This window comes from Streptosporangium sp. NPDC020072, from assembly GCF_040631445.1.
Lineage (GTDB): Bacteria > Actinomycetota > Actinomycetes > Streptosporangiales > Streptosporangiaceae > Streptosporangium.
The window spans coordinates 151370-163968 of record NZ_JBEYAB010000006.1 but is presented as its reverse complement, the minus strand read 5'-3'; the positions used below and the strand labels follow the sequence as shown (position 1 = coordinate 163968).

General features: G+C 71.5%; 10 protein-coding genes. 2 read left to right on the top strand and 8 right to left on the bottom strand.

What is annotated here, in order from left to right; translation table 11 throughout:
- Positions 1–51 precede the first annotated feature (51 nt).
- From efeB to efeU, 3 genes are read right to left on the bottom strand one after another with little or no spacing between them, the layout of a single operon-like run.
- Positions 52–1311 (bottom strand): iron uptake transporter deferrochelatase/peroxidase subunit, encoded by a 1260-nt coding sequence (efeB, locus tag ABZ470_RS15805; RefSeq protein WP_362775927.1) that lies wholly within the window; start codon positions 1309–1311, stop codon positions 52–54.
- Between the two features lie 43 nt (positions 1312–1354).
- Entirely contained in the window at positions 1355–2497 is a 1143-nt protein-coding gene (gene efeO, locus ABZ470_RS15800) for an iron uptake system protein EfeO (RefSeq protein WP_352012074.1), read from the bottom strand.
- A gap of 14 nt (positions 2498–2511) precedes the next feature.
- Entirely contained in the window at positions 2512–3360 is an 849-nt protein-coding gene (efeU, locus tag ABZ470_RS15795) for an iron uptake transporter permease EfeU (RefSeq protein ID WP_362911799.1), read from the bottom strand.
- Between the two features lie 242 nt (positions 3361–3602).
- Here efeU and ABZ470_RS15790 point away from each other — a divergent pair, with 242 nt between their 5' ends.
- On the top strand, positions 3603–4454 hold the full coding sequence (locus ABZ470_RS15790; RefSeq protein ID WP_362911798.1) for a hypothetical protein: 852 nt from the start codon (positions 3603–3605) through the stop codon (positions 4452–4454).
- A gap of 4 nt (positions 4455–4458) precedes the next feature.
- On the opposite strand, the gene ABZ470_RS15785 is transcribed toward ABZ470_RS15790, so the two are convergent.
- From ABZ470_RS15785 to ABZ470_RS15770, 4 genes are read right to left on the bottom strand one after another with little or no spacing between them, the layout of a single operon-like run.
- The gene (locus tag ABZ470_RS15785; protein ID WP_352012071.1) at positions 4459–5154 is read right to left on the bottom strand and encodes an ATP-binding cassette domain-containing protein; all 696 of its coding nucleotides are present in this window, start codon (positions 5152–5154) and stop codon (positions 4459–4461) included.
- Positions 5151–6974 carry a dipeptide/oligopeptide/nickel ABC transporter permease/ATP-binding protein gene (locus ABZ470_RS15780; protein WP_362911797.1) on the bottom strand — a complete coding sequence of 608 codons (1824 nt, stop codon included), beginning with the start codon at positions 6972–6974 and terminating at the stop codon, positions 5151–5153. The genes ABZ470_RS15785 and ABZ470_RS15780 overlap by 4 nt, the downstream gene beginning before the upstream one ends.
- Entirely contained in the window at positions 6974–7978 is a 1005-nt protein-coding gene (locus ABZ470_RS15775) for an ABC transporter permease (RefSeq protein ID WP_362911796.1), read from the bottom strand. Before ABZ470_RS15775 ends, ABZ470_RS15780 begins: the two co-directional genes overlap by 1 nt.
- Positions 7979–9565, bottom strand: coding sequence for an ABC transporter substrate-binding protein (locus ABZ470_RS15770; RefSeq protein ID WP_362911795.1), 1587 nt, complete (start codon positions 9563–9565; stop codon positions 7979–7981).
- A 115-nt stretch (positions 9566–9680) separates the two neighbouring features.
- Between ABZ470_RS15770 and ABZ470_RS15765 the strand changes: the two genes are divergently transcribed.
- Entirely contained in the window at positions 9681–10787 is a 1107-nt protein-coding gene (locus ABZ470_RS15765) for an RNA-guided endonuclease TnpB family protein (protein WP_362911794.1), read from the top strand.
- A gap of 220 nt (positions 10788–11007) precedes the next feature.
- Here ABZ470_RS15765 and ABZ470_RS15760 read toward each other — a convergent pair whose 3' ends face one another.
- Complete coding sequence (locus tag ABZ470_RS15760) at positions 11008–12597, bottom strand: helix-turn-helix domain-containing protein (protein WP_352012066.1); 1590 nt, start codon at positions 12595–12597, stop codon at positions 11008–11010.
- Positions 12598–12599 lie beyond the last annotated feature (2 nt).

The window sequence follows — 12599 nt, the reverse complement described above, 5'->3', positions numbered from 1 at the left end:
CGCGCGCAACCTCCGCGCGGGCCGTCTCCGTACGTCACGGCCGGGCCCGGCTCAGGTGAGCAGGGTCCTGCCCCAGTAGTCTCCGGCGTCGCGGACCCCGCCCGGGCAGGCGAACAGGCCGCTCGACACGTGCTTGATGTACTCGTTGAGCGCGTCGTGCCTGGCCAGGGAGAGCTGGATCGGGACGAACTGGCGGTGCGGGTCGCGCTGGTAGGCCATGAAGAACAGGCCCGCGTCCAGGCGGCCGAGCCCGTCCGAGCCGTCCACGTAGTTGTAGCCCCTGCGCAGCAGGTGGGCGTTGCCGTTGCTGCTGGGGTGGGCCAGCCGTACGTGGGCGTCGGCCTTGATGAACGGCTGTCCCGCCGCGTCCCTGGCGTTGAAGTCGACCGGGTCGAACTCGGCCTTCCTCCCCAGCGGGGCGCCCTCGCCCTTGTCACGGCCGAAGATCTGCTGCTGTTCGTCCAGCGGGGCCCGGTCCCAGGTCTCGACCATCATCCGGATCTTCCTGGTGACCAGGTAGCTGCCGCCCGTCATCCAGTCCTGGCCGTCGCCGGGGGCGACCCACAGCTGCTCGGCGAGCAGCGCCTCGTCCTCCAGCTTGAGGTTGTTGGTGCCGTCCTTGAACCCCATCAGGTTGCGGGGCGTCGCCTGGGCCCGTGAGGTCGAGGAGGTACGGCCGAAGCCGAGCTGCGACCAGCGCACCGAGACCCGCCCGAAGCCGATGCGGGCCAGGTTGCGCACGGCGTGCACGGCGACCTGGGGGTCGTGCGCGCACGCCTGGACGCAGATGTCGCCGCCGGAGATCTCCGGCAGCAGGGCGTCGCCGGGGAACTTCGGCAGCGGGGCCATGGCGGCCGGTCTGCGGGCCGCCAGGCCGAACCTGTCGTCGAACAGCGAGGCGCCGAAGCCGACCGTCAGGGTGAGCCCGGAGGCCGGCAGCCCGAGCGCCTCCCCCGTGTCGTCGGGAGGCGCCTCGGGCAGGCCGCCGACGGCGCCGAAGGTGCCCGCCTCCCTGCCCTGGGTCATCCGTGCCGCGGCGGCCGTCCACTCCTGCATCAGCTCGTCGAGCTCGGCCTTCTTGTCGGTGATGACGTCGAAGGCGACGAAGTGCAGCCGGTCCTGGGCCGGGGTGACGATGCCCGCCTGGTGCTCGCCGTAGAAGGGCACCGCGTCGGTGGCGGAGGCGACACGGGCCGCGGTCGGGCCCTGCCCGCCCTCGCCCGCCCGCAGCGCGACCACACCCGCCCCGGCCGCCGCGACCCCCGCCGCGCCCAGGCCGAACAGCTTCCTGCGGCTGATCCGCTCACTCATGCCTTCTCCTCAGTCCGGCCCGCGCCGCAGGCGACGGTCCCGGTTACTTCGCGACGATCGCGGCGATCTTGCTGATCGGTTCGGCCAGCGCGTTGATCGAGTCTGACAGCTTCTTCAGTTCGTCCTTGGACAGCTCGGTGTGGAGCTTCCATCCGTCGCCCGCGCGGTGCGTGCCGAGCTCCGCCTCGGTCGCGGCGAACCTCTCGTCAAGAGTCTTGACCAGGTCGGGAGCCCGCTCCTCAAGCACCGGCCTGAGCGCCTGCACGGCGGCCTTCGAACCCTGCAGGTTGGCGTCGAAGTCCCACAGGTCGGTGTGCGAGTAACGGTCCTCCTCACCGGTGATCTTGCCGGAGGCCACCTCGTCCAGCAAGCCCTTGGCGCCGTTGCCCAGCAGAACCGGGGAGATCTCGGCGCCGTTGGCCTTGTCCACGATGGTCTTGATGTCGGCCATCAGCTTGTCGGCGACCGGGCCGTCCTTGCTGACGTCCTTGGTGACCCAGAGGTCCTTCTCGATCTTGTGGAAGCCGGTCCACTTCTCGCCCTCGGCCAGGTCGTTCTCCCTGGCGTCGATGGCCGGGTCGAGGTCGCCGAAGATCTCCGCGACCGGCTCGATCCGCTCCCAGTAGGTCCGCGCGACCGGGAAGAGCGCCTTGGCCTTGTCGATGTCACCGGCCTTGACCGCGTCGACGAACTCCTGGGTCTTGGTCAGCAGGGTGTCGCTCTGGGTCTTGATGTAGCGCTTGTAGCCCGCCGTCGCCTCGGCCAGCTTGGCGTCGTCGCTGAGCGGCTTGTGCTCGCCGGTCACCTTCAGCGGGCCCCTGATGCCCTTGCCGGTCATGCCCGGCTTGCAGGCGGTCTCGTAGGCGCCCGCGGGCAGCTCGACGATCACCTCACGGGTCAGGCCGGGCACGATGTTCTCCACCTCGCCCATCACCCGGTCACCGGGGGCGTAGACGTAGAACTCGGTCACCTTGCTGCCGGCGTTGGTGATCGTGAAGGTCGAGGTGCCCGCGGTGACCTCGGTGACCGCGACCTTGCACTCGGTGTCGTTCGCGGCGACGGCGATGGGGCCGCCCGCCGAGCTGCTCGCCGCCTGCGGGCTCGCGGCGGGGGTGCCGCCGCCTGAGCAGGCGGTCAGGCCCGCCATGGCGAGGAATCCGATGGCGACGACGATGGGAGTACGCATGTTGAACCCTGGTTTCATGCCGCGGGACGCGGGTCGGAGACGGAGAGGGGCGGGGAGGCGGGCCGCTTGCGCTGGGGCCGCAGGAAGAGGAAGAGGGTGGGCACGACGTAGAGGAGCCAGGCGGCGGTCTCCAGCACGCTCGGCTGCGGGGTGATGTTGAACATCCCGGACATCAGCGCGCCGTACCAGGAGTCGGCGGGCATGACGGAGCTGATGTCGAAGGCGTAGGTGGACAGGCCGGGCAGGATGTTGGCCTCCTGCAGGTCGTGCACGCCGTACTTGAAGATGCCCCCGGCGACCAGGATCAGCAGCAGGCCCGTCCAGGTGAAGAAGACGGTCAGGTTGATCCGCAGTGCGCTGCGGTACAGGCCCCAGCCGAGGGCGACGGCGGTGAGGATGCCCAGGGTGATGCCGATCAGCGGGCTCGCCGACGTCGTCGCGCCCTGCACGGAGGCGAAGAACAGCAGGGCGGTCTCCAGCCCCTCGCGGGCCACGGCCAGGAAGGACATGACCACGACGGCGCCGGTGCCCACCTGGATGGCCTCGTCCAGCCTGGCCCGCAGCTCACCGGAGAGGGAGCGGGCGGCCCGGCGCATCCAGAAGATCATCCAGGTGACGAAGACCGTCGCCAGCAGCGAGGTGACGGCGTCGAACATCTCCTGCTGGCCGTGGCTGAGGTGCGCCGCGGTGAAGGTCAGCAGGGCGCCGAACCCGATGGAGAGGGCGACGGCCACGCCGACGCCCGCCCAGACCTGGGGAAGCCGGTTCTTCCTGTCGCTCTTGACGAGGAAGGCGACGAGGACGGAGACGACGAGGGTCGCTTCGAGGCCCTCTCGCAGTCCGATGAGGTAGCTGGCGAACACCTGGACTCCCGGGAAAACTACGAAGGCTTACCTAATTTAGGGCAGGGCAACCTTACTCTCCACACGAGGATGCTCCTTTTCCGGTCCCCGGTCGAGTTTCCCTTCCGGATGGTTTCGGTTCACCACGACGTCGCCGAAGAGGCCGGGGCGCCGGATTCCGGTCCCGTTTCCGAAAACGGCGCTGTTCTCCGTCCGGACCGGCCAGCACACTGGGGCCGAGAGGATCCGAGAGGAGGACGCCCGTGGACCCCACATCGGCCAGACGTCTCTGGCGGTCCGTCGAGCCGTTGCACGCCGCGGTGTACTTCACGCCCGAGCCCGCCGAGGCGGCCAGGGCGCTGGGACTGCCGGGGTGGTGGGCGGGTTACCTCACCGGGCGGGTCGCGCCGCTCGGCCCGCTCGACGCCCCCGCCGCCACGGCCGTGCTGTACGGCTTCGCCCCCGGCAGGGTCGCCAGGGCGCTTCCCGGCGCCTGGGCCCACGCCTCTCCGGGGGACGTGCTCGCCGCCCGGCTCGACGCCGTACGCGCCGTGCTGGAACGGGCGCTGCCACCCGGCCGGGACGGTCTGGAACGGCTGGCGTCGCTGCTGGAGACGGCGGCCGGGGCGTGCCGTTTCGACGGCAGGCCGCTGGCGGCCGGGTGGTCCGGCGTCCCGGCTCCCCCTGACCCCGTGGGGCGCCTGTGGCTGGCGGCGACGGTGCTCCGTGAGCACCGGGGGGACGGGCACGTCATCGCGTCGGTGCACGCCGGGCTGCGGGGGCTGGACGCCATCCTCACCCACGTGGCCACCGGGGCGATCACCAGGGAGTCCATCCAGATCAACCGGGGCTGGAGCGACGAGGAGTGGCGGGAGAGCCACGACGGGCTCACCGCCAGGGGGCTGCTCGACCGCGCCGGGCGGCTGACCGGGTCCGGTGAGCGGCTGCGGCGCGAGATCGAGGACGCCACCGACCGGCTGGCCGCCGACCCGGTCACCGCCCTCGGGGAGTCCGGCCTCAAGGAGGTCGTCGCGCTGGCCGCCCCGCTCGGCAGGCACCTCGTCGACACCGGTGTCGTCCCGGTGCCCAACCCGATCGGCGCCCCCAGGCCGTGACGTCTCAGGAGGTACGGCCCAGGCGGGGGACGGCTTCGAGCAGGGAGCGGGTGTAGTCGTGCCGCGGGGCGCCGACGACCTCCTCGGTCGGCCCCGTCTCCACCAGCCTGCCCTGGTGCATCACCGCGACGACGTCGGAGACGTAGCGGACCACGGCGAGGTTGTGCGAGATGAACAGCATCGACAGGCCGAGTTCCTCGCGCAGCGAGCGGACGAGGTTGAGCACCGCGCCCTGCACGGAGACGTCCAGGGCGGAGGTGATCTCGTCGGCGACCAGCAGCTCGGGCCTGGCGCCCAGCGCCCTGGCGACGGCCACCCGCTGCCGCATGCCGCCCGACAGCTCGCGCGGGTAGCGACCGGCCAGGGCCGCGGGCAGCGAGACCAGCGAGAGCAGCCGCTCGACCTCGGCCCGGCGTTCCGCGCGGGGCAGGCGGAGCCCCTCGCCGACCGAGGCGCCGACGGTCATCCTGGGGTCGAGGGAGGCGTAGGGGTTCTGGAAGACCATCTGGATGCGCCGCGGATCGGCCCCGGTGATCTCCCCCCGGTACGGCACCAGCCCGGTCACCGCCTTGGCCAGGGTCGACTTGCCCGAGCCGGACTCCCCGACCAGCCCGACGATCGCACCCGGTGGGATCTCCAGCGTGACGTCGTCGACGGCGGTGAAGGCACCGAACCGCACCGTCAGGTTCTTGATGATCATGAGGCCTCCCAGCAGGCGACGCGGTGCGCCTTGCCGTACGGGACGAGGGGCGGCAGTTCTGCGCAGCGGTCGCCGGCCAGCTCGCAGCGGTCGGCGAAGGCGCAGCCGGAGCCGACCTCGGCCGGGGCGGGCTGACGGCCGGGGATGCTGGCCAGCGGCAGGGACCTGTCGGTGTCCATGTCGGGCAGCGAGGCGACCAGGGCGCGGGTGTAGGGGTGCGCGGCGCCCGTGGCGAGCTGCTCGACGGGCAGTTCCTCGACCACCCTGCCCGCGTACATGACGACGACCCGGTGGCACAGCTCCCCGACCACGGCGATGTCGTGGGAGATGAACAGGGTCGCGGCGCCGGTCTCCGCGGTCACCTGGCGCAGCAGGCGCAGGATCTGCCGCTGCACCGTCACGTCGAGCGCGGTGGTCGGCTCGTCGGCGACGATGAGCCGTGGCGTGCCCATCAGGCCCATCGCGATCACCACGCGCTGGCGCATGCCGCCGGACAGCTCGTGGGGGTGCTGGCGGGCCCGCCTGGCGGGTTCGGGGATGCGCACGTGGTCGAGGCGGTCGACCGCCCGTTCCCAGGCCTGGGCGCGCCCCGCCCCCTGGTGCACGGTGGACACCTCGGCGAGCTGGCCGCCGATCCGCAGGGCGGGGTTGAGGGAGGCCATCGGGTCCTGGAAGACCATGGCGAGCGAGGTGCCGAGCAGCTTGCGGCGCTGCTGCTCGGTCAGGTCGTCGAGGTCGGAGCCGCACAGCCGCAGCCTGCTCGCCGTCACCTCGCCCGGGTAGGGCACCAGGCCGCCGACGGCCGAGGCGGTCAGGCTCTTGCCGCTGCCCGACTCGCCGACCAGGCCGACGATCTCACCGGGCGCGATGGTCAGCGACAGGCCGCGGACCGGGGTCACGCCGCCGGGGAAGGTGACGGTGAGGTCGCGCACCTCTAGGACGGCCTCGGGGTCGGGCTCGGTCTCCTGCCGGGGTACGGCCGCGCCCGCGGGGGCGGCCTTGACCGCCGCGCCGCCGCGTGCCGCCGCCCTGGCCAGGGCGTCTCCGAGCAGGTTGAACCCGATGCCCGCGAGCGCGACCGCCACGGCGGGGCCGAGGGCGACGGCCGGGGTGTCGTAGATGCGGCCGAACCCGTCGAACAACAGACGGCCCCAGTCGAACGACGGCGGCTGCACGCCGAGCCCGAGGAAGGACATCCCGGCCAGCGCGAGCAGGGCGTTGCCCAGCGCCTGGGTGAGGTTGAGGATCAGCGGCTCGGCGATGTTGGGCAGGACGTGGCGGGTCATGACCCGCATCCGGGGCACGCCGAGCATCCTGGAGGCCGCCACGTAGTCGGCGCTCGCGACGGAGGCGGCGAGCGTCTGGGTGAGCCGCGCGAAGCCGGGCGCGAGGGCCACGCCGATGCCGAGCACGGCCCCCTTGGCGCCCAGCCCGGAGATCACCGCGGTGAACATGGCCAGCAGCAGGCTGGGGAAGGCGACCAGGGCGTTGACCGTGCCGGTGACCAGGCGGGCGCCCCTGCGGGGCAGCACCGAGGGCAGCGCGCCGAGCACGACGCCCGCGGCCGCGCCGATGAGCGTGGTCAGCAGGGCCAGGACGAGGGAGAGCCGTCCGGCGACGAGCACCCTGGCCAGGATGTCCCGGCCCAGGTTGTCGGTGCCGAGGAGGTGTTCGCCCGAGACCCCCTGGAGGATGGCCGCCGGGTTGATGCGCTCGGCCTCCGCCCCCCAGATCGGCGGCCCGATGACGGCAAGGACCACCATGAGCGTGACCAGTATGGTCCCGGCGAGCCCGGCCGGGGTCCGCAGCAGGTGCCGCATCAGGTCTCCTTCAGGGCGGAGGTCGGGTCGAGCAGGCCGAGCAGCACGTCGACGAGCAGGTTCACCACGAGCACGATCGCGCCGTAGACGAGGATCACGCCCTGGGCGACGGGATAGTCCTTCTGGGTGATCGACTCCACGATCCGCAGGCCGAGACCGGGCCAGGCGAAGACGTACTCGACCAGCACACTCCCGGCGATCAGGCCGGTGAGCAGCAGGCCGCCGATGGTGAGGGTCGCGGTGAGCGTGTTGGGCAGGACGTGCCGCAGGTGGATCCGGGCGGAGGGCAGCCGTTTGGCACGTGCCAGCCGTACGTAGTCGCTGCCGAGTTCGCGCAGCGTCTCCACCCGGGAGATGCGGGCGATCATCGCGGCGGGGGCGATGGCCAGGGCCAGGACGGGCAGCACGTAGGACTCGGGGCCGCCCTTGCCCGCGGGCGGGAACCAGCCGAGCCCGATGGCGAACAGGGCCACCGCGGCGATGGCGTAGAGGAACTCCGGTATCGCGACGGCCGTGCCGGTGGCCGAGGTGAAGGCCGCCTCGGTGCCCCGGTTGCGGCCGTTCTCCGTACGGACCCCCGCCCACATGCCGAGCGGGACCGCCACCAGCAGGGCGACGACGGTCGCGAGCAGGGCCAGCGCCAGGGTGTTCGGCAGCCGGGAGGCGATGACCTCGCCGACCGGCTCCCCGCTGAGGAAGGAGGTGCCGAAGTCGCCGGAGAGCACGTGGCCGACGTAGGAGGCGAGCTGGGTGAGGATCGGCTGGTCGAGACCGAGGGCCGCGCGCCTGGCCTCCACCAGTTCGACCGGGGCCGCCGGGCCGAGCGAGGCGCGCACCGGGTCGCCCGGGATGAGGTGGATCATCGCGAACGACGCGACGAGCAGCACGGCCAGCGAGATCACGAAACGGACGAGGTGCCGCAGCACGAACGCCCCTCGCGCACGGCCCCGGGAGCCGCCGTCCGTGGACGGGCGGCGGCCCCGCAGACGAGGGATGACGGCCACTCAGCCCGCCTCGGTCATCCGGATGGAGGTCGGCACGAACGTGCCCGCCACCATGTCGAACGTGGCGTTCCGCTTGGCGATGAGCATGGTGGTGTCCACGGCGGGCACCAGGTCGGAGGCCTCGAACAGGGCCGACTCGGCCTGGGTCCAGAGCTTGCAGCCCTCCTCGCCGGGCTTGGTCACGGCCTCGGCGACGAGTTCGCTGTAGCGCTGGTTGCTCAGGTGGGCGAAGTTGGCGCCCTTGGGGGCCGACGGGCCGGACAGGAACCCGACCAGCTGGGTGGGAAGCGTGACCCCGATGGGCAGCCAGACCACGTCCCAGTCCTGGGCCGCGTTGAGCGACTCCGACAGCTTGGTGTCGATGACGCCGTTCAGCGTGACCTCGACACCGGCCTTCTTCCAGGACTGGGCGAGGTACTCGTTGGCGGCCTGGATTCCCGCTCCCTTCGTGGTCACGTACAGCAGGCGCAGGCTCAGCCGCTTGCCGTCCTTGACGCGGACGCCGTCGGTCCCGGCCTTCCAACCGGCGGCGTCCAGCGCCGCGGCGGAGGCCGCCGGGTCGAACGCCGGGACGTGACCGGTGACGCTGTCGCCCTGGCAGGGCTTGGGGTCGCCGACCAGCCCGGTCGCCGGCCGCCCCGTGCCGCTTGAGGCGATCCCCGCCAGTTCGGGGAGGTTGATCGCCTGGGTGAGCGCCTTGCGCACCGCCGGGTCCTTGGCGGGCCGGTCGTCGCCCTGGTGGTAGAAGAACTGCCCGTTGCCCGCCGACGCGATCGTCTTGCCCATGCCCGGGGTGGCCTCAAGGCGCTTGCGGTCGGCGCCGTAGACGATCGCCCCGTTGAGGTCGCCGGAGATCAGCATGTTGGCGGCGGTCTGCTCGTTCGGCACGACCTTCAGCACGACCTTCTCCGGCATGCCGGACCCCTTCGTCGCCGCGCCGCCCGGCCCCCAGGCGTAGTCCTCACGCAGCTTGAAGGTGTAGTGGTCGCTGGGCACCGCCTCGGTCAGCGTGTACGGCCCCGAGCCCGAGGTGGCGTGCGTGATCGAGGAACGGTCCTTGAGCCCCTTGCCGCAGACCACGAACATCAGCGTGGTGCTCTCCAGGATGAAGCTGAACGGCTGGGGCGTGGAGAGCGTCACGGTGCCCGCCGCGTCGTCCGCCTCGGCCTTCATCCCTGCGGGGACGAGCACGCCGTACACGGGGGACTTCGTCGCGGGGTCGGCGATGTGCTTGACGTTCTCGGCCACGTCGGACGGGGTCAGCTTGGAGCCGTCGGAGCAGGTGACGTCCTTGCGCAGGGTGAAGGTCACCGAGTCCGGCTTGACGTCCCACTTCTCGGCGAGCCTGGGCAGGAGCTTCCCCTCGGGGGTGTAGGCGACCAGGGTGTCGTAGGCCAGCGACAGCGTGGTGTTGGTGACCCCGAGGATGCCCATGGCCGGGTCGAGCGCTCCGGGATCGGCGCTGAGCGCGAAGGAGAAGGTGCCTCCCGCCGCGGCCTTGCCCGAGGGGCCGTCGGGGGTGCCGCCGCAGGCGGTCGCGAGCAGGCTCAGGGTGGCGAGAGCGGCCACCGCTCCTGTCTTTTTCATCGAAGCTCCTTGAGCGTGGATACCCCGTCCTTCAGGGCAGGGAGGAAACGTGGCACGGCGCCGCTGTATCGAACGCACGGACGAGCCTTGGCTGATCGTTGTTAGAATGTGAGGCATGGCGCAGATCGTGAAGCGGGCCTACAAGTACCGCTTCCATCCGGCCCCCGAGCAGGCCGAAGATCTCGCCCGGACGTTCGGCTGCGTCCGCCTCGTCTACAACAAAGCGCTTGAGGAGCGGACCCGCGCCTACACCTTGGAAGGGCGCCGCGTCTCCTACGTGGAGTCGTCCGCGCGCCTGACCGAGTGGAAGCGCGACGGCGACCACGACTTCCTGTCCGAGGTGTCGTCCGTCCCGCTTCAGCAGGCACTCCGCCACCTTCAGGCGGGGTTCGCGAACTTCTTCGCCAAGCGCGCGAAGTACCCGACGTTCAAGAGCAAGAAGAAGTCGCGGCCGTCGGCGGAGTACACCCGCTCGGCGTTCCGCTGGAGGGACGGCCGGTTGACGCTGGCGAAGATGGACGCGCCGCTGAACATCGTGTGGTCGCGCCCGCTCCCGCAGGACGCGGAGCCGTCCACGGTGACCGTGTCGAAAGACGCCGCGGGCCGCTGGTTCGTGTCCCTGCTGGTCGAGGAAAAGATCGCTCCGCTTCCGTCCGTCGAAGCGAACGTGGGAATCGACGCGGGCCTGAACCACCTGCTCGTCCTCTCGACCGGAGAGAAGATCGCCAACCCGCGTCACGAGCGGGTCGACCGGCGCAAACTGGCCAAGACTCAGCGGGCGCTCGCCCGCAAGGAGAAGGGCAGTGCGAACCGGGCCAAAGCCAAGCTGAAGGTGGCCAAGGTGTACGCCCGGATCGCCGACCGCAGGAGGGATCACCTGCACAAGGTCACCACACGGCTTGTTCGCGAGAACCAAGTGATCGCCGTGGAGGACCTGACCGTCCGCAACATGATGAGGAACCGCTCGCTGGCCCGCGCCATCTCGGATGCCTCCTGGCGGGAACTGCGCTTGATGCTGGAGTACAAAGCCCGGTGGTACGGGCGGGAACTGGTGGCGGTGGACCGCTGGTTCCCGAGTTCGAAGCTGTGCTCGGCGTGCGGGACCCTGCAAGGCAGGATGCCGCTGAACGTCCGGGAGTGGGCCTGCCCATGCGGCGCGGTCCACGACCGGGACGTCAACGCCGCGAAGAACATCCTCGCCGCCGGGCTGGCGGAGAGGTAAAACGCCTGCTGAGCTGGTGTAAGACCTCAACGAGAGTCCTCTCGGGCGGGCAACTGGCCGTGAAGCAGGAACCCCCACGGGCGACCGCGGGAATCCCCTCCCTTCAGGGAGAGGAGGATGTCAACGGAACTCCAGGAAGGTGGAGGGCGATGCCCCACAATCGCTCTTTCGCGCGGCTCGTTCTTCGTGCTCAATCACAAAAAGCGGGTCGCCCGTCGTGTTATCTGCCGAAGATCCGCATCTGCAGCATCACGGTCAGCCTGGCCTCGGAGTCGCCCAGGTCCAGGCCGCCGATCTCGGTGAGCCGCTTCAGCCGGTAACGGAAGGTGTTGGCGTGCACGTGGACCCTGGCCGCGGCGGCGTTGACGTCGCCGAAGGCGTCGAGGTAGGCCCGCAGGGTGGGGACGAGCTCGCTGCCGTGCTCGGCGTCGTAGGCCAGCAGCCGTTCGTAGGGGCCGGTCGGCGCCTGCTCCTCCGCCTCGGCCAGGTCGGCCAGCTGCAGCAGCAGCGCCTCGAAGTGCACGCCGGTGTAGCCGGCGACGGCGCCGGAGGCCTCCCTGGCGCGCAGCACGCGCAGCGCCCTGTCGGCGTCGGCCCTGGACCTGGCCACCTCGGAGAGGTTTCCCGCCAGGCGCCCGACCCCGATGTTGGCGGGGTGTCTCGGGCCGACGCGGGCCAGGAAGCTCTCGGCGACCCGTACGGCCCGCGACTCCTCCTCGCCGCCGCTGCCCGCGTGCAGCGGCAGGACGGCGTAGGCGACCGAGCCGACCAGCGCGGCCGCCGCCTTGGGGTGGATGGCCCCGACGTGCAGGGCGAGCGCGTCGCAGAAGCGCTGCCTGTCGCTCTCCCTGCGCGCGGCGTCGCCGTCGGACCTGCCGCTGAGCTGGGCGGCGAGCACGCACAGCCGTTCGCTGGCGACGCCGAGCCGTCCCGCGGCCTCCGCGGCGTCCTTACCCCCGGCCAGCACGGTCGACAGCAGGTCGGCGCGGAGCCTGCGGCGGGTGTCGGCCCCGGCCCGCTGCCGCAGCAGCTGCAGGGCGACGATCTTGGCGGCGTCGGCGAGGGCGCGCTGTCGCTGGTCGCTCAGCGGTTCGCGCACCGCGGCCCAGATGGAGCCGAGGATCTCGTCGCCCGATCGTACGGCGACCGCGGCCCGGTGGATGCTGTCGCCGTCCAGTTCCAGGTAGATCGGCTCGTGACTCTGGTAGAGCTTCCTGAAGAAGCCGCGTTCCTCCAGCATCCGCCGGTAGCGCATGGGCACCTGGCGGCCGAGCACCGTCTCGACGCGGCCCGGGTCGGCCTCGTCCTGCCGTCCCGAGTAGGCCAGCACCCTGGAGGAGCGGTCCTCGATGGTCACCGGGGCGTCCAGCAGCGCGCACACGGCGTTGGCCAGCGAGAACAGGTCGTCGGCAGGGGCCTCCCCCGGCTCTGCCAGGTCGCCCTCGGCCAGCAGGGAGCGCAGCAGGGCCGCCACCTGCGCCCAGGAGGCGGCCCTGGTCAGCCCGAGGACCGCGACCCCGGTCTCCAGCACCTTGGCGCGGACGAGTTCGTCGACGTCGACGGGCTGCTTGACGACGACGCCCGCCGCCGGGCCCGCCGCGTCGAGCAGGGCGCAGATCTGCTCGGCGCGGTCGACCCCGACGGCCAGCAGGATGTTCCCCTCGGCGAGCAGCAGCTCGTCGAGGGGGTCGTAGATGTGCACGCCGGTGACCTCGGCGTCGAGCTCGCCGGGCGAGGCGGCCACGTCCAGCACCGTGCTTCCCAGGTCTTCCAGGATGCGCCGGAGGCTGGAACGTGGCCGATTGCTCATCC

Bases quoted from the DNA above. Each gene is read 5' to 3' on its own strand.
- efeB (WP_362775927.1), bottom strand. From the start codon at position 1,311: ATGAGTGAGCGGATCAGCCGCAGGAAGCTGTTCGGCCTGGGCGCGGCG.
- efeO (WP_352012074.1), bottom strand. From the start codon at position 2,497: ATGCGTACTCCCATCGTCGTCGCCATCGGATTCCTCGCCATGGCGGGC.
- ABZ470_RS15785 (WP_352012071.1), bottom strand. From the start codon at position 5,154: ATGATCATCAAGAACCTGACGGTGCGGTTCGGTGCCTTCACCGCCGTC.
- ABZ470_RS15780 (WP_362911797.1), bottom strand. From the start codon at position 6,974: ATGCGGCACCTGCTGCGGACCCCGGCCGGGCTCGCCGGGACCATACTG.
- ABZ470_RS15770 (WP_362911795.1), bottom strand. From the start codon at position 9,565: ATGAAAAAGACAGGAGCGGTGGCCGCTCTCGCCACCCTGAGCCTGCTC.
- ABZ470_RS15765 (WP_362911794.1), top strand. From the start codon at position 9,681: ATGGCGCAGATCGTGAAGCGGGCCTACAAGTACCGCTTCCATCCGGCC.
- ABZ470_RS15760 (WP_352012066.1), bottom strand. From the start codon at position 12,597: ATGAGCAATCGGCCACGTTCCAGCCTCCGGCGCATCCTGGAAGACCTG.